Origin of the sequence: Pseudonocardia sp., from assembly GCF_025965585.1 — a bacterium.
GTDB lineage: Bacteria > Actinomycetota > Actinomycetes > Mycobacteriales > Pseudonocardiaceae > Pseudonocardia.
Genome location: NZ_JAOPWR010000199.1, coordinates 1 through 21441, shown reverse-complemented (window position 1 = coordinate 21441; position 21441 = coordinate 1). Strand labels below are relative to the sequence as shown.

Below are 21441 nucleotides of genomic sequence, written 5' to 3'. Positions count from 1 at the left end.
TCAGATCCCCCCACCGAGCAGACGCAGGGCCTCGTCGGCCACCTCGTCGTCCGCCACGACCTCGTAGCGATTCGGACGCATCTGTGCGACCGACATGAAGTCCCGCCGGCCGCGCTGCATCACGTAGATGATCAGACCGACGACCGCTCCGATCACGGCACCGAAGATCAACCCGTAGAGCGCCAGCAACAGCCCGGCGATCACCGGGTTGACCCAGCTGAACAGGCCGAAGATCCAGCCGATGAGCACGCCGGGCACGGCGCCGCTCAGCGCGCCTCGCCAGAGGGCGCGGCCCCAGGTCAATTTGCCGACGACCTGTTCGACCAGCTCCAGGTCGTGCCCGACGATCGCGACCCGTTCGACCGGGAATTTGAGGTCGGCCAACCGATCGACGATGCGTTCGGCTTCGGCGTAGGTGGTTGTGCTGGCGATCGCCCGCCGGGTGCGCTGCTGGGACGCCGGGATCGGCTCGGCTGCTGTGCCGTTCTTCGTCGTGGCGACAGGTCGCCCGACGGTGCTCGGCTGATCGGTCATGACTGGGCTCCTGGAGGTACTGCCGGCTACGTGGTGGCCGGGGTGGCTGTTTCGGACGTGGAGGTGGGCCGGCCGGCCGCCTCGGTTGCCCCCGGGTCCTGGTGCGGGGGTGGGACGAGCCCAGCTCCACCTGGCGCGGCCGGCTCTGTTCGCTGACCGGGATCCGCAGGGCCGGCACGCCGGTGTCCGTGTCGGCGCTGAGCCGACCGGGACCGAGGTTCTCGCCGGGGAACGACTGTCGCGTGCTCTCCCCGTGGCCCCGCCCGTCGATGATCACCTCGTCCACCTCCGCACGCCGGGAGGACGCGACGGGCCTTGACGCTCACGCCGTGGCGCTCCACCGTCAGGTCGACGTCGTCTCCCTCGACATCGAGCAGGTCGAGAGACACGAGGAGCTCGTCTTCGCGCCGCGGCGCCCTCACGACGCGTGCTGCGCGCCGCTCGGGAACCCAGCGACGACGTGTGCTCGGCCGGGCGGATGGGCTCGCGGAGGGCTCGAATCGCATCAGTGTCATCGGGAACCTCCGGTGAGGTCGGTGGTGCTCGGCACCGAACCCGGGCGACCGAGCCGTCGTTCACGGTGGCAGCGCGGCGGCCGCGCCGAACGGGTCCCGCAGGTGCAAACTCCGTGCGGCCGTTGACCCTGGGGGGTCGGTCGCGGCTGCGACGCAATCCGTCAGGCCCCCACGATCGCGGGCGGCGGGACGGGTCGATTCGCGCCGACGGGTCCAACTGCGGGTGCGTCTCCTGCCCCGCCGTAGCGATGCGCGGCGGTTGCCCCACCCGCCACGGTGGGCAGGGCAACGTGAACCCCCCGTCGAAGCCACGGGGAGGAAGGAGCTCGTCATGGCTCTTCCGAAACTCCACGAGCGGACCGGCCGGTCGCCGTCGGCGGCGCTCGACGACGACGCGCTGCTCAGTCGCATCTGGCGTCCGGCGGCGGACGTCGAGGAGACCGACGACGCCTACCTGGTCGAGATCGAACTGCCCGGTGTGTCGCCCGACGACGTCTCGATCGAGGTCGAGCGCAACGAGCTGATGGTCACCGGCGAGATCAAGCAACGGGAACGGGTGGGCATCCTGCGGAGGCGGGCACGCCCCGTCGGCCGGTTCGAGTACCGGGTGCACCTGCCCGGCGCTGTCGAACCCGACAACGTCCGGGCCTCGCTGTCCAACGGCGTGCTGACGGTGGAGGTGCCGAAGTCCGAGAACGCCCGGCCACGCAGGATCCCGATCGGCTGAGGCCTGGACCGGTCCCGGCCGCACGAGGAGTGAGCATGTCTGAGCTGCCGGCTTCGGCCTTCCAGATCGACCCCGAGCGCATCACCGCGTTCGTGGAGGACCGGATGGACGACAGCGCCCAGGCGGAGCTCGCCGACGACGTCGCCCGGCTGCTCCCGTTCCACGACGAGCTGCCGCACCCCCTCGTCGCCGACCTGACGCGGTTGAGGAAGCATCTCGGGGGTGACGAGGCGTTGCTGGCCTGGCTGGACCGGTGGCCCGGCCGGCCCCGGCTGACAGCCCGGTTGTACCGGGTGATCGCGCTGCTCGATCTCCACTCGGGCTCGGCCGCGGTGGTGCAGGCGCTCAGCGAGCTGCGGGAACGCGACCCGTACCCGCACGGCCTCGCCGGCCATCTCGTGCCGGACACCACCACGTACACGCTGGCGAGCCTGAGCCAGGAGATCGAGGAGCTGCTCGGCGACGACCGCCCCGAGGAGGCACGGGCACTCGCCGTGCAGTCGCTCATGCTCCTCGCCGACATCGCGCCGCGGGCGGCCGAGCTCGACCCGGGTGCCGACGGTCTGGCGAGCACCGTCCGGAACCACATCGACGCCCTCTCCGCCGGCGCCCTCACCGCGCAGCCCGGCCGATGAGCGCACGCGGCCGGCCGATCACGAGACGGACGACGGCCCTGAGACGGACGACAGCCCCGTGCCGGTGAGTCGGCACGGGGCTGTCGGCGTCCTCACCCGGCCCGGTCCGCCTCCTGGAGCTGCCGGAACTGCTCGGCCAGCCACACCAGGATGGGCCCGTTCGGGTTCACCCCCGGAATGAGATCGAGCACGCTGTACGCCTCACCGACGCACTGCGTGATGCGATCACGCTCCTTCTCCCGTGAATCTGCCTGCGCGGTCATGTCATGCCTTTCCCAGCTCAGCCGGCGTTGGTGGTGACCTCGGTGCGGGTCGACTCCGAGGAGCCGAGCTGGATGCGTCGAGGCTTGCTCTGCTCGCTGACCGGGATGGTCAGGTGGAGCACCCCGTCACGCAGGTCGGCGGACAATTTGGTGGTGTCGAGCATGTCCCCCAGGAAGAGCTGACGCGCGTACTCGCCGTACGGCCGCTCGTCGATGATCACCTCGTCGCCCTCCTGCTGCACCGGAGCGCGCTGCGCCCGGACCGTGAGGACGTTGCGCTCGACGGTCAGCTCGACGTCGTTCCGATCCACCCCTGGCAGATCGAGATCGACGAGGAAGACGTCGCCGCGACGCAGCGCCGTCATCGGCATGCTCCGCGGCGTGCGAGCCGCGCCCGAGAAGTTCTGCTCCATCATCCGGTCGAAATCGCGGAACGGATCGAATCGCATCAGAGTCACTGGGTCCTCCTGGATCCGGCTGGGCGATGAGCCCTGACGCCCACCGCAGCGGTTCCACCCTTGCAAGACGGCTCGCGAGCCGGACCGGCCTCAGGGAGGCAACCTGCCGGAACGTCTTCGGCCCGCCGGGGCCATGCCGCGTCCACGGGCAGGTCGTGCCCGCCCCACCACGCCGGACCAGCAGGGACATGGCCCCGGCAAGCCGAGGTCACGGCCGGTGGTTCCTGACGCCAGGCCCAAGTGCTCGCCGACATCGCGGGGAATGGTGTGCCCATGTGGACCAGCCGACCGCTCACGCGATAGCCGCCATGGCATCCGACGCGGTGGCCGCGTCCCCCGCCGCGCACGAGACGGCGGCCGCGGAGGTGGCGTCCCGGGTCCTCGGGACCACGGTCCGGCGCGCGGGCCGGCCGGAGGTGACCACACTCGTCCACGCGGACGGCCGTCAGTCCGCGTTCGACGCCGCCGCCGTCGGCGAACGGGCGGACCTCAGCCTGGCGCACCTGCGCCGCCAGCCGGAGATACAGTGGCCCGCCCCGGCGCGCTGGTGGTGGCAGGTCTCGATCAACGACGTGCGGAGGATGCCCAGGGTGCGGGAGGTCTTCCCGGTCGCGGCCCGAGCCTGTGAGGCGAACGGCGTCCGCCGGCCCGGGCAGCTCCCCGGCATGGTGACCATCACGGTTCCGGACCTGCACTGGCTGGTGCACAACCGGCCGGCCTCCCTCGTCGGCGACCCCGTGGTGCTGGACCGCCCCACCACCGTGACCCTGGGCCGGGGCCGGCCGGCGGACCGCGGGATGACGAGCGTGGGGCCCGCCCTGGACGGGTGGCTGGCCGACGAGGCGGCCGCCCGGGCGCTGGGCAGGCTCGGCAGGCGGCGGACCGAGGAGCGCCACCTATACCTGACGATCAGCTGCACCGCGGACGCCGCGGACGCCTTCGAGGCCCTCGTCCGGGCGAGCGGGGTGCCACCGGCTGCTCCCCCGGACCGAACGGGCGTCTCCCACCTGTGGCTGGCCCCGGTCCTCGGGCCGGCGGTGTTCCTCTGGTCCCGCCGGGACGGCTGGAGCAGGCACGAGCCGTACGCGTGAACCTGCCGGGCAGCGAGCCGGACAGGGGGCTCGGCCTGCCGGGGTGAGCGGTGGGAACCCTCTTGCCGCTCGGGTGTCGATGCGCCCACTGCTGCCGGCTGTGACGGTGGAGCCCATCGAGCCGGGCGGCCGGACCGGCACACGTCCCACGAGGAGCACGACGATGAACGAGCAGGAACCCCGGAGTGCGGCGCCGTCGGGCACGACCTTCACGCCCGACACACCGGTACGCCGGCCGATCGCGCGCTTCCAGGACTACGCCGACGCCGAGAGGGCCGTCGACACGCTCAGCGACAAGGGGTTCCCGGTCGAGCGGGTGGCGATCGTCGGGCGTGACCTCGAACTCGTCGAGCAGGTCACCGGACGGTTGGACTACCCGAAGGCCGCGCTGCGGGGGGCGGCCAGCGGCGCGGTGACCGGGGCGCTGATCGGGTGGATCTTCGGGTTGGTGGCCTGGTTCACCCCGCTGATCGCCTGGTTGCTGCTCGCGGTGTACGGGCTGGTCTTCGGGGCGATCGTGGGTGCGCTGATCGGGCTGCTCGTCCATTGGATGCAGCGCGGGCGGCGTGACTTCGCCTCCACGACCGTCATGCGCCCGCGTGAGTACGAGCTGATGGTCGACGAGCCGGTCGCCGCCGAGGCCACTCGGCTGCTCGGCCTGGTCGCCTGAGGCCCTGGCCGGCCGAGGGCACCGCCGGACCGAGGGCCGGACCGAGGGTGCTGTCCGAGGGCGCGGCCACGACCTCGACTCACCGACGCTGCGCGGCCCGGACGATGCCGTCGAGCTCGCCCCGCCTGACCTGGTCGGTGAAGGCCCGCCATTCGGATCCGGTCAGCACCAGGTAGGGGTTGTGCGGCGTCTTCCGCGCGCGGAGGCCGACCAGGCCTCCGACGAAGATGCGCACCTCGACCTCGCCCCGTGGTACCCCGTCAGTGGGATCGCTCATGGCGCCCTCACCCCTCTCGCTCCCTTCCACGATCGCCCGCACCCGCGCAGGCGGCATCGCGCCGGCAGGCGGAACCTCGGGTGTGTCTCCTGCCCTGACAGAGCGATGACGCACCGCGCCGTCGAGCCCGCCCGGGGGGTGGGCAGGTCGCCGAGCGCGGGCCCCCGGCAGGACCGGACCCGCGGCGCCAGGCGGTCACGCCTCGGGGCGAGGGGGCATCTCCGCGGCGGGGCCGACGTCGCGATCGAGCGGGCCCACCGCCGATGCGCCTCCCGGCGAGCCGATCTCGTCGAAGAAGTCCGCGTTCGCCCGGATGTAGGCCCTCCACTCGTCCGGGACGTCGTCCTCGTAGAAGATCGCCTCGACCGGGCACACCGGTTCACAGGCGCCGCAGTCCACGCACTCGTCCGGATGGATGTACAGCATCCGCCGGCCCTCGTAGATGCAGTCGACCGGGCATTCGTCGACGCAGGCCCGGTCCTTGACGTCCACACACGGCTCGGTGATCACGTACGTCATCGGTGGACCTCCGCGTGACGGGAGCGATGCCAGGCACACCAGGATGCGGTCGCGTCGGGTGCACCCGCTCCGTCCTCGCAGCGCGCAAGACCGGCGGCGGTGTGGACCCGTGGGGACAGGGGCACGGGTGTTCCCGGTGGTGATCCCCGTCCGGCGTCGCGATCCGCAGTGCCCTCGGGGATGTGCCCGACCGCCTCCCAGGCCCAGTCACGGACGCCTGATTCGTCCGCGTGGGTCGAGGCACCGCCTGGCCGCACCCGCCATCGTGACCGGAGGCCGACGCTAGGAGCGCACATGGCATCCGGACCGGTGGTCATCGGGTTCGACGGAACGCCGGCGGCGGAACGGGCGGTGCGCGAAGCCGGCGATCTCCTCGCCCCGCGCCCTGCGGTCGTCGTGGTCGCGATCGAGGCGGGGCAGGCGTTCGGGGCGGTGCTGGCCGGGGAGTTCAGTGCCGGGCTCCCGGTCACCGAGCTCGAGGTCCGCAACGCCCTGCGGGCCGAGGACAAGATCGTGCAGCAGGCCCGGCGAATGGCCCAGAACGGTGCCGCCCTGGCTCAGGAGGCGGGGCTGAAAGCCGAGGGCCTCGCCGTCGCCGACGACGTACCGGTCGCGACGACCCTTCTCCGCGTGGCCGACGAGCAGGATGCGCCGGTGATCGTGGTCGGAGCGCCGCGGCTCGCCCCACTCGCCGAACTGCTCCTCGGCAGTACGGCGAAGGACCTCCTCAAGCGGTCCGGACGCCCGGTGCTGGTGGTGCGCGACGCGACCGCCGGCGGAGCGGGCGACGGAGCGCATTCCGAGCACACGGGAGATACGTGATGGACGCGAAGCACACGACGCCGGCGACGGACGATCCGGTGACCGACCCGCTGGCGGCGGGGGTGAACGCACTCCGCACGACGCTGGTCCTGCGCGCCGTGCTTGCGGTCGCGATCGGCGTGGTCGCCCTGCTCCTGCCCGGGCTGACGCTGCTCGCCCTCGCGCTGGCTTTCGGCATCTACGCGATCCTCGACGGTGTGGCGCGGGGCGTCGACGCCGTCCGGCACCGCGGACGGTCTCGCTGGTGGCTGGGGCTGGTGAGCGGCCTGGTCGGGGTGGCGGCCGGGATCATCGCCCTGATCTGGCCGGGCCTCACGGCGGTCATCCTCGCCACCCTGGTGGGGGTGTGGGCGATCGTGACCGGGGTCGGGGAGGTCGTCGCCACCATCCGACTCAGGCGGGCCGGCGGCACGATCTGGCTGATGGGTCTGGCCGGGGTCCTGTCGGTGATCGCCGGCATCCTGATCCTGATCCGGCCCCTCGATGCGGCGATCGGGCTGGCCATACTGCTCGGCGTCTTCACGGTGATCTACGGCGTCGTGCTGGCCGCGCTCGCGGTGACCCTGCGGCCGTCCATCGGGTCGGCAGCGGTCGTCTAGAGAGGGCTGAAGAGCTCCGGGCCGTGGTGACGCCGCGCAGGAGGCCCGAGGTCTAGCTCGACTCCCCTGCGACCTCGCCCGCACAGCGCTCCAGGTGCCGGGCGAGCGCGCGTACCAGGCCCTCCTCGCTGAAGGCGACGACCGTGGTATCGGCACACCAAGGACACGTACGGGTCAGGCTGGAGGATGGAAGGTTGCTCACCCTACAAATCTAGGACTTTCCCGAGACTCCGGCATCGCTGGGTTCGTCACACCGCGCATTCCGGATACAGCCCGCCGGTCTGCTCGGGTCGGGTGAACCGGCCGCTACCTGGCCTGACGACCGGTCGCGGCGTGGCGCTGCGTGGCGGCGCGGGCCAGTTCCTGCAGCGGGCCGTTCAGCACGCGGCTGAAGGTCGGGAAAGGGCGGATGACGTCGGCGAGGACCCGGATCGGGATCTCCGCACGGATCGCCAGAGCCACCTCGGACACCCACTCCTCGGCCCTGCCGCCCATCGCGGTGGCTCCGATGAGGACCTCCGCCGCCGGGTCGGCCACCAGCCGCACCCAACCCTCGTGGACCCCCTCGGTGACCGATCGCACCGTGTCGCTGACGTCGGCGTGGGCGGACAGCGGGTCGATCCCGGCGTCGCGTGCGCTCGCCTCCGTGTGCCCGACGCCGACGACGCTCGGGTCGGTGTACACCGTGCGCGGGATGGCCTGGTAGTTCGCTCGGGCGTCCTCGCCCCGGAGGTTCGCCGCGACGACGTGGCCCTGGTAGTCGGCGGTGTGCGTGTACGGGGCAACGCCCGTGACATCGCCGACGGCCCAGACGTGCTCGGCGCCGACCACCCGGCACCGCTCGTCGACCGGCACCGGCGCGCCTGCGCGCACCTCGACCCCCAGGTTCTCCAGGCCCAGGTCGTGGGCGCGCGGTTCGCGGCCCACCGCCAGCAGCAGCCGGTCGGCGTCGACGGGGCGGCCGATGTCGACGGTGGCGCGCACCCCGGAACCGCGCGGAGCCACTTCGACGACCGTCGTACCGGGCATGATGCGGACGTCGAGGGTGGTGAACCTCTCGGTGAGCGTCTCGGCGACGGCAGGCTCCTCCCGGGGGAGCAACCGGTCGGCACGCTGCACGATGGTGACGATGGCGCCGAAGGTGGCGAACAGCAGCCCGAGCTCGCAGCCCACCGGGCCACCGCCGACCACCACGATCGACTCCGGCAGTTCGGTGGTGGTGAGCGCCTGTTCGCTGGTCCAGGGCGTGATCGACTGCAGCCCCACGATCGGCGGCAGGATCGGCACCGACCCGGTGTTCAGCACGAGGTCCCGGTAACGGATCGGGACGCCGCCGACGTCGACCACCCCGGGCTCGACGACCCGGCCGTCGCCGCGGAAGAGCCGGGCACCGGCGCGGACCAACCGCTCGGCGACCTCGAAGTCGTCGCGGCCGTGCACGGCCGCGTCGCGGCGGCGCACCGCCTGGCGGTAGCCCAGCGCGGGGTCGACGGGTCCGAGGAAGAACGGCGCGAACTCGGGGTCGGCGGCCGTCCCCCATGCCGCTGCGCTGCGCAGCATCGACTTGCTGGGCACGCAGGCCAGGTACGGGCAGGACCCACCGACCAGCCCGCGCTCCACCACGGCGACCGAGCGGCCGTCGGCCGACGACCAGACCGGCTCCGAGCCTGGGCCCGAGCCGAGGACCACTACGTCGAAGTGCTCCATGAGCAACGGCCTCCTCGCCAGCGGGCTGGAAGCCGATCGTCACCGATCCGGTCGGCGCTGCGCCTCGTCCCCGGTGCGTGAAGGTCTATCGCTGTTCTGGGCCCCGGAGGGCAGACACGCCCCGGAGGGCAGACACACAGCGGGGAGCTAGAACCCGGGGTAGAAGGTCACAATGTGGAGGTCGAGCTCCATCAGATCCGGGTGGCCGAAGAAGGCCAGGCTGGACCGGTCGGCGGGGCAACCGGGGCGATGGTGCACGGCACCCTTCTCTCGTACGGCACGACAGTGGTTGCACGGGACGGGCACCAGGGGATAACGAACGGTCACGCAACACTCCTCGGGGGTCCGCGGGCCGGTCCGGCAAGCGGGGAGCGTTCGGACGTCGGCACGCAGGGGCACCACCACGTTATTCAGCGCTCCACGGTGTGACCACCTCGTGTGCCGCAGGTTACGGCGGCGCGGTCAGCGCCCCGGAGCTCGTGCTCGTCATGCCCGTTGGGTCTCCCGGGCCCAGTGAACCGGGCGCGCCTCACTCCGGTGGAGCGATGCCGACCGGCGCCGCGGTCCGCACAATCGGCAGCTCACACCGTGCATGAGCGGGTGGAATCACCCCGAGGAGTTCGACGTGGACGAGCAGGAGTTCTTCCGGTCGGTGGCCGCGAGCACCGGGCTCGGCCGCGAGGAGGCCGCCGACCTGACCCGGGCCACCCTGCAGACGCTCGCCCAGCGGCTGAGCGAGGGCACGGTCCGTGACCTGGCGCTGCGTCTGCCCGACGGCCTGGACGAGGTGGTGCGGGGGATCAAGGGCCGGCCGTCGAAGCAGGTGGGGCTGGAGAACGCCGAGGAGAAGGTCCGCGAACGCACCGGGCTCCGGCTCGACGAGGTGCACGCGGGCTTCGCGGCCGTGCTGGCCACGCTGCGTGAAGCGGTGCCCGAGGCGACCTACGCCAAGGTCGTCGGGCAGCTGCCCCATCAGTTCCGCGACCTCGTGGACGAACCGACCTGAGACGGACCGCCCGGGGGGGCGGCCGTCCTCACTCCGCCGTCCGGGGCTCCTTCAGCGCACGCCTCTCCTCCACCATCCCGTGCAGGTGCGCCACGGCCAGCTCGATGTCGGTGTAGCCACGCTGGCCCGCCCGCGACTCGGCGGCGAGCAGGCCGCAACGGTGCACCCGTACGAAGTCCCCGTACGGGAACTTGTAGTGCGCCTTCGTCTCCGCGCCGTGTTCGTCGTCGACCCCGAGGTGCCAGCGCCCGTACTCGCCGTAGCCGTGCTCGGCGATGAACGCGTTCTCCTGCTGCGGGGACGGCCGGTGCTCGCTCCACGCGTCCCGGTCGTCGTCGACGACGGCGCCCTCGGCGACCAACCGCCGCGCGTGGTCGTACGCGCGCTGGTTCAGTGTCACGGCCATGCCGCCGGCGTACCCCTCCTGCACGGTTCCAGGCACCGCCCGACGGGTCCGCGGTCAGGATCCGGGCGTCGAGGGCCCCGCGTGTCCAACGCGCCCGGCCGCTCTCGCGCTGCCGGACCGACGCGCGCCGGAGACGGCGCCCCCACCGTTACCCCGGCGGGCCGGTGCCGGGCACCTCGGCACGGTCCGCCCGCGGAAGGAGCGGGCCATGCGGATCGCGATCATCGGGACGGGGACGGTCGGCAGCGGGCTGGCCCGGGCCGCCGTGTCGCTCGGCCATGACGTCGTGCTCACCGCCCAGCATCCCGAGCACGCGACGAAGGTGGCCGAGGACGTGGGCGCCCGCGCGGCGGCAACCGCGGCCGAGGCCGCCAAGGGGGCCGACATGGTGGTGCTCGCCGTCCCGTCGACCGCCGTCGCCGGGATCAGCGACAAGATCCGGCGCGAGGTCGAGCGGGCGATCGTGATCGACCCGACCAACCCGCTCGAACCCGACCTGTCCGGCGTCCTCGAGTCCACCCTGTCGGTGGCCGAGGAGATCGCCGTCCTGCTGCCCGGCACGCGCGTCGTGAAGGCGTTCAACACGGTGTTCGGCGGGTTCCTCACCCAGCCCGTCGTCGACGGCGTGCAGCTCGACGGCTTCTACGCCGGCGACGACGCAGCGGCCAAGACCGCGGTGGCAGAGCTCGTCGCGGCGATGGGACTGCGCCCGATCGACGTCGGTGCCCTGCGGGCCGCGCGATCGCTCGAGCACATGGCGTTCCTCAACATCAGCCTCAACGCCCGCAAGGGCCTGTCCTGGTCGTCGGGCTGGAAGCTGCTCGGGGACGTGGGCGAGCCTGCCGGGTGACCGGTGCGGGCCGGTGAGCAGCCCGCGACACGGGAGCGACGCCGTGGCCGAGGGCTGCTCTCCCCGGCGCTGCGTGAGGTCGAAGATCTCTCCGGCCGCGGCCGTGTCGCCGGGCATGTACGCGGGGCGTTCCGCCCCAGTCGCCCCAGCAGACGTGGCAGATGATCTGCGCGTGCTGCGCCCTCGACCGCGCGGTCGATGGGCGCGGGGCGCCCGGGTCCGCCACCATGACGCCATGACCATCCAGTTCCGTGCCGGCCGTTCCGACGAACCGCCCGGCCGCGAGCTGATGGCCGCCCTCGAGGCCCTGCTCGACGAGCAGTACCCGGGCCGGGTGGTGCGGCCCGGCTCGGTGACCACCCCGGACGAGATGGTGCCCCCGACCGGCACGTTCCTCGTCGGCTACGACGGCGAGCGCGCCGTCGCGATCGGCGGGCTGCGCGACCTGGGCGAGGGCATCTGCGAGATCAAGCGCATGTACGTCGTGCCCGAGGCACGCTCGCACGGCGTCGGCCGCGCACTCCTCGCCGCCCTCGAGCAGGCCGGCCGTGATCTCGGGTACGAGCGGGTGCGGCTCGACGCGGGCTCCGAGCAGAAACACAGCCGTGTGCTCTTCGGGAAGACCGGCTACGTGGAGATCGAGAAGTACAACCACAACCACATCGCGGACTACTTCGCCGAGAAACGGTTGGACGACCGGTAGAGAGCACCGCCCAGGCGTCGTGTCGTCCGCACCGGCGCCCGGACGTAGCTGCCCCTGCCAGGTCCAGGAGACCCGCAGGGGGTGGCGTCGGCAGGTCGAGGTCGTAGCGGCCGCCGGGGTCGCAGGATTCGGGAGAGAAGCGGAAGCGATGCCCAGGGCACGCCCACCCCCGTACGGAAGCGCAGCCATGACCACCGCCAGCGCACCAGAAGTCATCCGCACCGACATCCCCGCCCGGCTCGACCGGTTGCCGTGGTCACGCTTCCACCGGCGGATCATCATCGGCCTCGGGACGGTCTGGGTCCTCGACGGTCTCGAGGTCACGATCGTCGGTGCCGTGGCCTCCCGGCTGACCGAGCCGGGCAGCGGGATCTCGCTGACCGCCTCGGACATCGGGACCGCCGCAGCCGTCTACGTCGCCGGGGCGTGTCTCGGAGCGCTGTTCTTCGGCCAGCTCACCGACCGCATGGGGCGCAAGAAGCTCTTCATGGTCACGCTGGCCATCTACCTCGTCGCCACGGTCCTGACAGCGTTCGCGTTCGCCCCGTGGTACTTCTTCCTGTTCCGGTTCTTCACCGGGTTCGGCATCGGCGGGGAGTACTCGGCCATCAACTCGGCCATCGACGAGCTCATCCCCGCACGCAACCGCGGGCAGGTCGATCTCGCGGTCAACGGCAGCTACTGGGTGGGTTCCGGGCTGGGTGGGCTGGCGGCGCTGCTGCTGCTCGACCAGTCCCTGTTCGCCCCGGACATCGGGTGGCGACTCGCGTTCGGCGTCGGCGCCGTGATCGGCCTGGGGATCCTGCTGGTGCGTCGGCACGTACCGGAGAGTCCGCGCTGGCTGTTCCTGCACGGCCGGGTGCGGGAGGCCGAGCACATCGTCGAACAGATCGAGGAGACGGTGCGGGCGGAGACGGGGGCCGGCCTTCCGCCGCCCAGCTACGAGGTCACCGTCCGGGTGCGCGGCAACGTCCGGTACCGGCAGCTCGTCGGCCTCGCGTTCCGGCGCTACCCCAACCGCGCGGTCCTCGGGCTCGCGTTGTTCATCGGGCAGGCGTTCCTCTACAACGCCGTGGTGTTCGACATCGGCACGTTGCTGAGCCGGTTCTTCGGCGTCAGCTCGTCGTCGGTGCCGCTCTACATGGTGCTGTTCGCGGCGAGCAACTTCCTCGGTCCGCTGCTGCTGGGACGGCTGTTCGACACCGTCGGTCGGATCCCGATGATCTCGGGAACCTACCTGGGCTCGGCCGCGCTGGTCGTCGTGCTCGGCGTCCTGCTGCGGGGTGGGAGCCTCACGACGGCCACGTTCATGGTGCTGCTCCTCGCGACGTTCTTCCTCGCCTCGGCGGGTGCGAGCTCTGCGTACCTCACCGTCAGCGAGGTCTTCCCGATGGAGGTCCGCGGGCTCGCGATCGCACTGTTCTATGCGGTCGGGACGGCGGTGGGCGGCATCTCCGGACCGCTGCTCTTCGGCAACTTCATCCACAGCGGCAACGTGAACCTGGTCGCGCTCGGCTTCTTCATCGGTGCCGCGGCGATGGCGCTCGGCGGTATCGCCGAGCTGGTGCTCGGAGTGCGGGCCGAAGGGAAGTCGCTGGAGAACATCGCCACGCCACTCACCGCCGAGGAGGCCGAGGCGGACCCGCACGAGCAGGGTGCGATCCAGACCGCACGGGAGCCCGCGCGGACGACGGAGCAGGAGCACCAGGCCGCCCTCAGTCGCAACATGCGCATCCTGCGGCGGTCTGCCGAGCGCGCCGAGCACGAGCGGCACGGGCTCGGACGTCTCCGCCCCGGTCCGGGAACGGCGTTCTACTCACCCGGCCAGATCGGCTCGGCGGGCACCACGAGCCGATGGTCGGCCGCCTCCGACGAGGCCCTGGACCGGGAGCTCGAGACGATCGGGCGGGCGGTGGACCGGCACGGTCCGATGCGACGCGAAGCCCTCGCGGGCTATGTCGAGGGCCGTCACTGGGGCCCACGCCGCTTCCGCCGCGCTCTGCGGCAGGCGGTGGACGAGGGACGCGTGCAGCGACTGTCCCGCGACGCCTACGGACCGCGCGGGCAGCCCGGCGCGGCGAAGCCGATCGCGTCCGAGCGCTGAGCCGTGTCACCGAGCCCCGCCGTCGCAAAGCGGGTGACGACAGCGACCTCGGGTCACCCGTCCGGCGGGATGCTGTGCGGACTTCGCCGGGGCCGCTCCGGCGCGGTCACGATCGACAGGTCGACGGGAACCGCGGCCTGCTGCGCCCGGTCGCACCGGAGGCCGGGCAGGGCGTCGGGGTGCTCGGTCCGCAGGTAGGCGATCAGCTGCTCGCGGATCTCACAGCGCAGGTCCCAGGAGCTGGGTGCGTCCGCTGCCGAGGCCAGGACGCGCACGACCATCGTCAAGGGGGTTGTGTCCACCACCTGCAGAATCCAGTCCCGCCTGTCCCACAGCGGGGACAGCTCGACGATCCGGCGGGCCTCGGCCCGCAGCTCCTCGACCGGGGCCGTGTAACGCAGATGCAGCAGCACCGCCCCGGTGACACGTGCCTCGTTGCGCGTCCAGTTCTGGAACGGCGTGGTGATGAAGTAGGCCGTCGGAAGCATGAGGCGCCGCTCGTCCCACAACCGCACGACGACGTGGGTCAGGGTGAGCTCCTCGACCCGGCCCCACTCCTCCTCGACGACCACCACGTCGTCGAGACGGAGCTGGTCGGTAAGCGCCAGCTGGAGTCCGGCGAGCACGTTGCGCAGGGTGGTCTGCGCGGCAAGGCCTGCGATGGCCCCGGCGACTCCCGCCGACGCCAGGAGGGACGTGCCGAGCTCACGCAGCGGCGCGAAGGTCATGAGCATAGTGCCGATCGCCAGCACGGCGACGATCGCGGACGTCAGGCGGCGGAGCACCCCGATCTCGGTGCGGACCTTGCGGATCCTGCGGTTGTTCCGAACCTCCATGGGGAGTCGCTGGAACAGCATGTCCTCGATGATGTAGAGAAGCCCCATCACCATCCAGGCCGCGGCGCCGATGAGCGCGAGCAGGAGCACCTGGTGAACGGTGCCGCCGAGAGGGCCCTCCGCGGGCATGCTGGTGTAGACCGCCCACACCACCAGCAACAGCATCCACGGCTTGTGGCAGCGCCGTTGCAGCAGACCCAGCACGTGCCGGTTGTACCGGCGTGCCGCCCGGCCCACGACGATGCCCGACAGCCAGCCGACGAGCAGCGCCGCGGCGGCCCATGCCGCCACCGTGCCGACATCGCGAAGCAGCTGCTCAACCGGCAAGGTCGGCACCCTCGGGTCCGCGGTCCGCCCAGCATTCGATGTCCCACATGCGCCGGTAGGGCCCGGGGACGGCGCTCAGGTGGGCGTGGGTCCCCCGCTGGACGACCCGCCCGCCGTCCAGGACGACGACCTCGTCGACCGCGCCGAGCATGGCGAGCCGGTGGGTCACGAGCAGGGTCGTGCGTCCCGCCGTCGCGGCCAGGAGGTCGGCGGTGAGGGTGTCGCCCGTCGCGGTGTCGAGATGCTCGGCGGGCTCGTCGAGCAGCAGGACCGGGGGGTCCGCGAGCAGCGCGCGGGACAGCGCGATCCGCTGCCGCTGGCCACCGGAGATGCGCGAGCCGTGCTCGCCGACGCGGGTCGCGAGCCCGTCCGGGAGCGCGCGGACCCAGTCCAGGAGGCGCGCGGCCGCCAGAGCGGCGTCCATCTCCTCCGGCGTCGCGGACCGGCGCGCGAGCAGGACGTTCTCGCCGATCGTCGTGTCGAACAGGTGGGCGTCCTGGGCGCAGAGCTTCACCACGCGCCGGACGTCGTCCCCGGCGAGCGCCGTGACGTCGGTGCCGTTCAGGGTGACCCGGCCGCCGGTCGGGTCCAGGAACCGGAGCAGCACCGCGACCAGCGTGGACTTGCCCGAGCCGCTCGGACCGACGACGGCCACCCGCCGGCCGGGCCGCAGCTCGAGATCCACCCCGTCGAGGGCGGGTGCCGACGCGCCGGGCCACGCGGCGCGGAGCCGGTGCACCCGCAGCGTGTACGGCGGGCCCGGCAGGAGCTCCGGCGCGGTCGGTTCGCGCACCGGCGCCGGCCGGTCGAGCACGTCCACCACGCGGTCGGCCGACCGGCGGACGCGCTCGGCCTGCTGGGCGACCTGCGGCAGCGCCCCGGCCGCCTCGTGGGTGGCCAACGGCGTCAGGACGACCACGGCCAGCGCCACCCCGTCGAGCACACCGGCCCGCACCCCGGCCACACCGGCCACGAGCGCACCGCAGACGGTGAGCCCTCCGGCGAGGGTGGCCAGGCCGGCGCTCAGCCCCGCCGCCCCGGCCGATGACGACTCCGCGCGGATCAGCTCGCGGTCGAGCGCGGCCACGCGGACCAACCGGCGATCCGCCGCGCCGCATCCGATCAGGTCGGGCATGCTCCGCAGCAGGTCGACGACGGCCGTGGACAGTGCGCCCCGCGCCGGGGCGACGCGTCGCTCGGCCCGCCGTCCCGTCCGGCCCGCCAGCCACGGCACCGCGACCGTCGTCGTGAGCAGGCCGGCGAGCAGCACGAGCGCCGCAGGCGGCAGCAGCCACGCCAGCAGGGCGAGCGCCCCGGCGTAGACCAGCGCCGCGACGGCGGACGGCACGAGCACCCGCAGGAACAGGTCCTGCTGCGCGTCGACGTCGGCGACGAGCCGGGCGAGCAGGTCGCCGGACCGGTAGGCCGGCAAGCCGGCAGGCGCGATGCGCTCCAGCCGCTGCCAGACCGCGATCCGCAGCTCGCGGAGCACCCCGAAGGCACCGCTGTGCGACAGCAGCCGCTCGGCGTACCGGGCCACGCCACGGGCGAGTCCGAAGGTGCGGACCCCGACGATCGCCACCGTCAGGAAGAGGATCGGTGGGTGCTGGGCCGCCCGGGAGATCAGCCAGGCGGACGTGGCCAAGAGTCCCGTCCCGGACCCGAGCGCCGCCCCTCCGGCGAGCGACGCGAGGGCGAACCGCCCGCGCGCCGGCCGGCCGAACACCATGACGCGGCGTACGGCGTTCCTGTGCCCGCCCGGAGTCACGTAGGCACCGCGATCCGGTCGAGGTGGACGACCCGGTCGGCGAGCTCCAGCAGCGCGGGCCGGTGCGTGATCAGGACGACGGTGCGGGTCGCGATCTCCGCGCAGAGGGCCTCGGCCACCGCGTGCTCGCTCGTGGCGTCCAGCCCGCTCGTCGGCTCGTCCAGGACGAGCAGCGGCGCGGCCGTCAGGAGGACCCGGGCCAGGGCGACCCGCTGCCGCTGGCCGGCCGACAGCCCCGCCCCCTGCTCGCCGAGGACCGTGTCCATGCCCCGATCGAGCCGGTCGACGAAGTCGGCCCCCGCGGCGTACAGCGCGCGGCGTACAGCGCAGGCGGGGGCCGCCGGGTCGGCCAGCCGGACGTTCTCGGCGATCGTCCCCGCGAGCAGCCGGGGATGCTGGGGCAGGTGGGCGAGCTGCCGTCGCCAGCATCCGATGTCGAGCTCGGCGAGGTCCACCCCGGCCACCGTCACGCGACCCCGCTCCGGGCGCACGACGCCGACGAGCAGCGTGGCCAGCGTCGACTTGCCGCAACCCGACGGCCCGACCACCGCCACGGTCTCGCCCGGCCGGATCTCCAGGGACACGTCGGCCAGGGCCGGTGCCCCCCGTCCCGGGTACCGGACGGTGACGGCGTCGAGCAGCACCGTCGACCGGGCGACGTCCGGGACCGGGTATCGCCCTCCTTCTTGGGGAACCGGCGTCTCCAGCACGTCGATGGCCTCGCTCGCCGCCCCCATCCCCTCGGCGATCGCGTGGTGGTGCACGCCGAGCTGGCGCAGCGGCCGGTAGGCCTCCGGCGCGAGGATCAGCACCGCGAGGGCCGGCTCCAGGCCCAGCGTCCCCGTGACGAGCCGCAGGCCGACGCCCACCGCCACCAACGCCACGGACAGCGTCGAGACCAGCTCCAGCACGAGCGCGGAGAGGAACGCGACCCGCAGCGTGCTCATCGTCGCCCGGGTGTGGTCGTCGGTGACGGTCCGGATCGTCTCGGCCTGCGCCCGCGCACGTCCGAAGACCTTGAGGGTCGGTAGCCCTGTGACCACGTCGAGGAAGTGGCCGGCCAGGACGGAGAGCGCGCGCCACTGGCGGTCCGTCCGCTGCTGCGTCGCCTGCCCGACCAGTACCAGGAACACCGGGACCAGGGGCAGGGTGAGCGCGACCGTCACGCCGGCGGTGAGGTCGGTGCCCAGCAGCGCGGCCAGCACCGCGCCGGGGACGATCACCGCCAGCACGAGCGCCGGGAGGTAGCGGGCGATGTAGCCGTCAAGGCCGTCCAGGCCGCGCACGGCGAGCAGCGCCAGCTCACCCGACCGCTCCCCCGACACCCATCCGGGGCCCAGCCGCACGGCGTGCTCGAGCAGCCCCGACCGCAGCTGGGACTTCACCGAGGCGGCCGCTCGCTGCCCGGCGACGTCCTGGCCCCAGTCCAGCAGTGCGCGAGCGACGGCCGTCGCGGCGAGCAGGAGCAGCGGCGTGCGCAGGGCCGCGAGGCCGAGCCCGGACAGGAACGCCCCGGAGATCGCCGCGGCGAGCAGCAACGCCTGACCGATCAGGAGCCCCGCGGTCGCCGTCCCCAGGACCACGCAGAGCCCGAGGTAGCCGCGCGCGGCACGGGCGTGGGTGAGCAGGCGCGGATCGAGCGGGCGCATCGTCGCTAGTGCCGGGCCATCGCGCGCCGGACCTTCTCACGCGGTTCCCTCGCCACATCGATCCGGCGTGCGAACACCCAGTAGGTCCATGCCTGGTAGAGCAGCACGATCGGGAGGAAGATGCCCGCCACCCACGTCATGATCGTGAGCGTGTAGGGCGACGAGCTGGCGTTCTGCACCGTGAGGCTGTGCGCGGGGTTCGTCGTCGACGGCAGCACGTCGGGGTACAGCGCGATGAACAGCGTCGCCGTGCCCGCGATGATCGCCGCGCCCGTGAGCAGGAACGCCCAGAGCGAGTGGGCGCTCCGGCTCTCCAGCACCGCACCGAGGAGTGCGGCGAGGGCGACCGCAGCGGTCGCCGCCGTGACGACGGAGCCGCGGTGCAGCTGGATCCACACGACGAGCGCGACGGCGGCCAGGACCGCCACCGGCCCGATGACGGACACCACCGCGCGTGCCCGGACCTGGAGCTCGCCGCCGGTCCGCAGCCGCAGGAACATCGCGCCGTGCATCACGAAGACCGTGAGCGAGGTGAGGGCGCCGATCAGGGAGTACGGGTTGAGCAGCCCGCCGAGGCCGGGATCGGCGTCGAAGCGGGCGTCGACGGGCAGGCCCCGCACGATGTTGCCGAACACCAGGCCCCACAGCGCGGCGGGGACCAGGCTGCCGAACACCAGCGCCGCGTCCCAGGTCCGGCGCCACGCCGGGCTGTCCCTGCGGCCGCGGAACTCGAAGGCCACACCGCGCAGGATCAGCGCGATGAGGATGACCAGCAATGGCACGTAGAGCCCGGAGAACATGGCGGCGTACCAGAGCGGGAAGGCCGCGAACGTCGCGCCGGCCGCGACGATGAACCACACCTCGTTGCCGTCCCAGACCCCGCCGATCGTGCGGATCATCGCCTGCCGGTCGGCCTCGCTGCGGCCGACCACCGGGAGCAGGACGCCGACGCCGAAGTCGAAGCCGTCGAGGAAGAAGTACCCGGTCCACAGCACCGCGATGGCGATGAACCAGAGGTCGGCGAGGTGCATGGCGATCCGTTCCGGATCAGTAGGCGAAGGTGGGCGGGCGTTCTTCCGCGTCGTCGGTCACGGGTTCGTCCGCCGGGAGGGCGGACATCGCATCCCGGCGCAGCAGGACGAACCCGACGATCCCCAGGGCTCCGTAGAGCAACGTGAACACGATCAGCGACGCGAGCACCGTGCCCGCCCCGACCGACGGGGAGACCCCCTCGGCGGTCTTCATCAACCCCCAGACGACCCAGGGCTGCCGGCCCATCTCGGTGAAGATCCAGCCGAACGAGCACGCCACGACCGGGAGGGCTATCCCGGCCACAGCCGCCCGGTAGAACCAGGGCCCGGCCGGGAAACGACCCCGGCGCAGCCGCCAGAGCCCGACCGCGGAGACGAGCGCCGCGAGTCCGCCCAGCCCGATCATGAGCCGGTACGACCAGTAGGTCACCGGGATCACGGGCCGGTAGTCTCCCGGCCCGAACTGCTGGACGTAGCGGGCCTGCAGGTCGTCGATGCCCTCGACGCGGCTGTCGAACGTGCCGGTGGCGAGGAACGACAGGAGCCCGGGCACCTTGATGCTCCAGATCTCCTGTGACCCGTCCAGCGTGCCGATCGTGATCAACGAGAACGACGCGGGCTGCTCCGTGTGGTAGAGCGCCTCGGCCGCCGCCATCTTCATCGGCTGCTGCTGCGTCATGATCACCCCCTGCAGGTGGCCGGACGCGGCGACCGCCACGCCTGCGATCACCGTCACCCACATCCCGGCCCTCGCGGCGCGGTGGAACGCCGGTGCGTCGGGGCTTTCCCGGCGCCACCGCAACTGCCACGCGGCGACACCCACGACGACCGCGCCGGCGGCGAGGAAGGCCGCCGTCACGGTGTGGAGGACGGCGACCACCGTGGTGATGCTGGTGAGGACGGCCCCGAAGTCGGTGAGTCGCGCCCGGCCGCCGAGCTGGACGTAGCCGACCGGGTGCTGCATCCAGGCGTTCGCAGCGAGGATGAAGGTCGCGGACAGCAGCGACCCCACCGCGACCAGCCAGATCATGGCCAGGTGCAGGCGCGGGCCGAGCCGGTCCCAGCCGAAGATCCACAGACCCAGGAACGTGGACTCGAGGAAGAACGCCAGCAGCCCCTCGAAGGCGAGGGGCGCGCCGAACACGTCGCCCACGAACTGCGAGTACGAGCTCCAGTTCATGCCGAACTGGAACTCCTGCACGATCCCGGTCATCGCACCCAGCGCGAAGATGACGAGGAACATCCGTCCGTAGAACTTCGCGAGACGCCGGAACATCGGGTTGCGGGTCAGCACCCAGGCCGTCTCGAACCCGGCCACGATCCACGCGAACCCGATGGTCAGGGGCACGAAGAGGAAGTGGTAGACGGTCGTGATCCCGAACTGCCACCGTGCGAGGTCGAGTTGGTTCACCGGGTCCTCCGCCGATCGCCAGGCTCGCGAGGATCTCGCCTGGTTCCGCGAGCGTTCGACCCATCGTCAGCGCCCTTCCGACGCGGCGCCTCGACCTCACAGCGCCAGGGGGCGGACGGGTGGCCACCCCGCCAGGGCAGTGTCCTTGCCCACCGCGATCTTCGCCACGCTCCGGTCCGGGCCGCAGGGCTACTCCGTTGGACCGGACAGAGGGTGGCGTGAAGCGTCGTCGACGGCTTGCGGCGCTCCCGCGCCGGGGATGCCGCACGCCGACCGGGTCCGATCGGTTGGGGACGCGGATGGCTACTGTTGCGCTCCTGTCGTGGCGCCGAGACCGGCGATGTCGCACTGGGCCCGGAGCAGAAGCGCGATGCGATCCGTGTCCGAGAACGCGGAGCGGCACAGTGTTCGTGCGGGGTCACCGCATGCGTGCAGAACGGCGCCGCCGGTCGAGTTGGGGATGGTGAGGGCGACGCAGCCGTCACCGGAACTCGAGTAGCGGCCCGGATCGAGCACGGCCCAGACCGTGACGC

Annotated in this window: 24 protein-coding genes; 10 read left to right on the top strand and 14 right to left on the bottom strand. The window is 72.5% G+C overall.

Annotation, left to right across the window (positions count from 1 at the left end):
- A complete protein-coding gene (locus JWR81_RS12820; RefSeq protein ID WP_297650930.1) occupies positions 1-534 on the bottom strand; it encodes a general stress protein in 534 nt (177 codons plus the stop codon).
- 846 nt (positions 535-1380) lie between these two features.
- Between JWR81_RS12820 and JWR81_RS12815 the strand changes: the two genes are divergently transcribed.
- Both JWR81_RS12815 and JWR81_RS12810 read left to right on the top strand, forming a co-directional pair.
- Entirely contained in the window at positions 1381-1776 is a 396-nt protein-coding gene (locus tag JWR81_RS12815) for an Hsp20/alpha crystallin family protein (RefSeq protein ID WP_297650928.1), read from the top strand.
- Between the two features lie 35 nt (positions 1777-1811).
- Positions 1812-2411 carry a hypothetical protein gene (locus tag JWR81_RS12810; RefSeq protein WP_297650926.1) on the top strand — a complete coding sequence of 200 codons (600 nt, stop codon included), beginning with the start codon at positions 1812-1814 and terminating at the stop codon, positions 2409-2411.
- Positions 2412-2503: 92 nt separating this feature from the next.
- On the opposite strand, the gene JWR81_RS12805 is transcribed toward JWR81_RS12810, so the two are convergent.
- Both JWR81_RS12805 and JWR81_RS12800 read right to left on the bottom strand, forming a co-directional pair.
- Positions 2504-2674, bottom strand: coding sequence for a hypothetical protein (locus JWR81_RS12805; protein WP_297650924.1), 171 nt, complete (start codon positions 2672-2674; stop codon positions 2504-2506).
- A 17-nt stretch (positions 2675-2691) separates the two neighbouring features.
- The gene (locus tag JWR81_RS12800; RefSeq protein ID WP_367278785.1) at positions 2692-3123 is read right to left on the bottom strand and encodes an Hsp20/alpha crystallin family protein; all 432 of its coding nucleotides are present in this window, start codon (positions 3121-3123) and stop codon (positions 2692-2694) included.
- Positions 3124-3440: 317 nt separating this feature from the next.
- Between JWR81_RS12800 and JWR81_RS12795 the strand changes: the two genes are divergently transcribed.
- Both JWR81_RS12795 and JWR81_RS12790 read left to right on the top strand, forming a co-directional pair.
- Positions 3441-4223, top strand: a complete 783-nt coding sequence (locus JWR81_RS12795; RefSeq protein WP_297650920.1) for a hypothetical protein — start codon at positions 3441-3443, stop codon at positions 4221-4223.
- 163 nt (positions 4224-4386) lie between these two features.
- Positions 4387-4893: a general stress protein gene (locus tag JWR81_RS12790; protein WP_297650918.1), complete on the top strand. Its 507-nt coding sequence runs from the start codon at positions 4387-4389 to the stop codon at positions 4891-4893.
- Positions 4894-4972: 79 nt separating this feature from the next.
- Here the strand turns inward: JWR81_RS12790 and JWR81_RS12785 are convergent, their stop codons facing one another.
- Positions 4973-5170 carry a DUF397 domain-containing protein gene (locus tag JWR81_RS12785; protein WP_297650916.1) on the bottom strand — a complete coding sequence of 66 codons (198 nt, stop codon included), beginning with the start codon at positions 5168-5170 and terminating at the stop codon, positions 4973-4975.
- Between the two features lie 195 nt (positions 5171-5365).
- Positions 5366-5689, bottom strand: coding sequence for a ferredoxin (gene fdxA, locus JWR81_RS12780; protein WP_297650914.1), 324 nt, complete (start codon positions 5687-5689; stop codon positions 5366-5368).
- A 294-nt stretch (positions 5690-5983) separates the two neighbouring features.
- Here fdxA and JWR81_RS12775 point away from each other — a divergent pair, with 294 nt between their 5' ends.
- Together JWR81_RS12775 and JWR81_RS12770 are read left to right on the top strand one after the other, a co-directional pair.
- Positions 5984-6511 carry a universal stress protein gene (locus JWR81_RS12775; RefSeq protein ID WP_297650912.1) on the top strand — a complete coding sequence of 176 codons (528 nt, stop codon included), beginning with the start codon at positions 5984-5986 and terminating at the stop codon, positions 6509-6511.
- Between the two features lie 38 nt (positions 6512-6549).
- Complete coding sequence (locus JWR81_RS12770; protein WP_297650909.1) at positions 6550-7110, top strand: HdeD family acid-resistance protein; 561 nt, start codon at positions 6550-6552, stop codon at positions 7108-7110.
- Positions 7111-7416: 306 nt separating this feature from the next.
- Here the strand turns inward: JWR81_RS12770 and JWR81_RS12765 are convergent, their stop codons facing one another.
- Together JWR81_RS12765 and JWR81_RS12760 are read right to left on the bottom strand one after the other, a co-directional pair.
- The gene (locus JWR81_RS12765) at positions 7417-8817 is read right to left on the bottom strand and encodes an NAD(P)/FAD-dependent oxidoreductase (protein ID WP_297650907.1); all 1401 of its coding nucleotides are present in this window, start codon (positions 8815-8817) and stop codon (positions 7417-7419) included.
- Between the two features lie 147 nt (positions 8818-8964).
- On the bottom strand, positions 8965-9144 hold the full coding sequence (locus JWR81_RS12760; protein ID WP_297650905.1) for a hypothetical protein: 180 nt from the start codon (positions 9142-9144) through the stop codon (positions 8965-8967).
- Between the two features lie 298 nt (positions 9145-9442).
- Between JWR81_RS12760 and JWR81_RS12755 the strand changes: the two genes are divergently transcribed.
- Positions 9443-9823: a DUF2267 domain-containing protein gene (locus JWR81_RS12755; RefSeq protein WP_297650903.1), complete on the top strand. Its 381-nt coding sequence runs from the start codon at positions 9443-9445 to the stop codon at positions 9821-9823.
- A 28-nt stretch (positions 9824-9851) separates the two neighbouring features.
- On the opposite strand, the gene JWR81_RS12750 is transcribed toward JWR81_RS12755, so the two are convergent.
- Complete coding sequence (locus JWR81_RS12750) at positions 9852-10229, bottom strand: hypothetical protein (RefSeq protein ID WP_297650901.1); 378 nt, start codon at positions 10227-10229, stop codon at positions 9852-9854.
- 208 nt (positions 10230-10437) lie between these two features.
- Here JWR81_RS12750 and JWR81_RS12745 point away from each other — a divergent pair, with 208 nt between their 5' ends.
- The 3 genes from JWR81_RS12745 (at position 10438) to JWR81_RS12735 (ending at position 13886) form a co-directional block, all read left to right on the top strand.
- Positions 10438-11079, top strand: coding sequence for an NADPH-dependent F420 reductase (locus JWR81_RS12745; protein ID WP_297650899.1), 642 nt, complete (start codon positions 10438-10440; stop codon positions 11077-11079).
- A gap of 235 nt (positions 11080-11314) precedes the next feature.
- Entirely contained in the window at positions 11315-11782 is a 468-nt protein-coding gene (locus JWR81_RS12740; protein ID WP_297650897.1) for a GNAT family N-acetyltransferase, read from the top strand.
- Between the two features lie 187 nt (positions 11783-11969).
- Positions 11970-13886 carry an MFS transporter gene (locus JWR81_RS12735; RefSeq protein ID WP_297650895.1) on the top strand — a complete coding sequence of 639 codons (1917 nt, stop codon included), beginning with the start codon at positions 11970-11972 and terminating at the stop codon, positions 13884-13886.
- Positions 13887-13939: 53 nt separating this feature from the next.
- On the opposite strand, the gene JWR81_RS12730 is transcribed toward JWR81_RS12735, so the two are convergent.
- From JWR81_RS12730 to JWR81_RS12705, 6 genes are all read right to left on the bottom strand, one after another.
- Positions 13940-15049 (bottom strand): mechanosensitive ion channel domain-containing protein, encoded by a 1110-nt coding sequence (locus tag JWR81_RS12730; RefSeq protein ID WP_297650893.1) that lies wholly within the window; start codon positions 15047-15049, stop codon positions 13940-13942.
- Positions 15039-16778 (bottom strand): thiol reductant ABC exporter subunit CydC, encoded by a 1740-nt coding sequence (gene cydC / locus JWR81_RS12725; protein WP_297650942.1) that lies wholly within the window; start codon positions 16776-16778, stop codon positions 15039-15041. Before cydC ends, JWR81_RS12730 begins: the two co-directional genes overlap by 11 nt.
- A gap of 35 nt (positions 16779-16813) precedes the next feature.
- Entirely contained in the window at positions 16814-18466 is a 1653-nt protein-coding gene (gene cydD / locus JWR81_RS12720) for a thiol reductant ABC exporter subunit CydD (RefSeq protein WP_297650891.1), read from the bottom strand.
- 5 nt (positions 18467-18471) lie between these two features.
- A complete protein-coding gene (cydB, locus tag JWR81_RS12715) occupies positions 18472-19497 on the bottom strand; it encodes a cytochrome d ubiquinol oxidase subunit II (RefSeq protein WP_297650889.1) in 1026 nt (341 codons plus the stop codon).
- 16 nt (positions 19498-19513) lie between these two features.
- The gene (locus JWR81_RS12710; protein ID WP_297650887.1) at positions 19514-20908 is read right to left on the bottom strand and encodes a cytochrome ubiquinol oxidase subunit I; all 1395 of its coding nucleotides are present in this window, start codon (positions 20906-20908) and stop codon (positions 19514-19516) included.
- A 303-nt stretch (positions 20909-21211) separates the two neighbouring features.
- The coding region (locus JWR81_RS12705; RefSeq protein WP_297650885.1) for a hypothetical protein at positions 21212-21441 on the bottom strand (230 nt) is incomplete at its 5' end.